At 77.3% G+C, this 1,011-nt stretch carries 1 protein-coding gene; it reads right to left on the bottom strand.

The features are described from left to right. A partial coding sequence (locus tag GT354_RS20665) for a hypothetical protein (protein ID WP_161357828.1) occupies positions 1-1,011 on the bottom strand: 1,011 nt, incomplete at both ends.

Raw genomic sequence — 1,011 nt, 5'->3', positions numbered from 1 at the left:
ATGCGCAGGACGCGCGCGAAGGGGTGGGCCCGAAGGCCGACCAGGAGGGCCCCCGGCTCGCGGCCGGCCGCCGCGCCGTCGTCCGCCGCGACCACGCCGGAGCCCGCCGCGCGAGCCACGACCGTGCCGTTCGGGAACAGGTCGTATCGAGCCCGCGCCGCTTCCTCCACCGCGTCCGACCACGACGGCGGATCCTCGGCACAGCGGACCGACACGTCGACGCCGAAGCCGAGTGCGCCCAACAGCGCCGCGACGCTGCCGGCCGAGTCGTCGGCGTGCAGGACCACCGCGTCACCGGCGCGCGCGCCGGCCTCGGCCAACGCCTGCCGGGTCGCGCGCACTTCGGCCGCGACCCGCGCGGCCGTCGTCCCCCCACGCGCTGTCCCGACCACCACGTCGTCCGGGGGCCGGTCGACCCATCCGGCGAAGACGTCGGCCCCGCCGAAGCCCTCCCCGCCGTCCGGCGCCGGCGAGACGACGGGTGAACCCGGCAGCGGCGAGGCGGCGTGCACGGCGGGGTCGAGGAAGTGTGTGACGAGCGCCGTGAGCGCGTCGATCGTGCCGTGGTCGAACAGGTCGGGATCGTACTCGGCCAGGAGCTCGGCCGACCCGTTCCCGTCGGTGGTCAGGATCAGTTCGAGGTCGTACATCGGGACGGGGGACGGCATCAGCCGTATCCGCGCCGGGCCGCCGCCGAGCCGCGGCGCCGGCAGGGTCACCGTGTCCAGGCCCACCGGGAGAAGCGGCTCCGCCCCCCACGTGTCCGGCCGCAGGTCGGCCAGTACGGCGAGCGGTACCGGCGCGCGCGTCGACTCCGCGAGTGCCTCCCGGGCGCGAGTCGCGAGCGTCGCCGCGTCCACGCCGCCGTCGACGCGGAACGGCACGACACACGCCGTGCCCAACCGGCCCACGAGGTCGGCGGTCTGCGCGGTGTGCCGCCCGGGATCGTCCAGGCCGAGGCGCAGCGGTGACGCCGCACCGAACCGGCGCAGCGCCGCCCCCGCGGCCGCC

Source organism: Streptomyces sp. SID3343 (assembly GCF_009865215.1).
In the GTDB taxonomy this organism is placed as follows: Bacteria; Actinomycetota; Actinomycetes; order Streptomycetales; family Streptomycetaceae; genus Embleya.
Note: the sequence above shows the minus strand (reverse complement) of the source record. Positions and strands in the feature narration are given on the sequence as shown.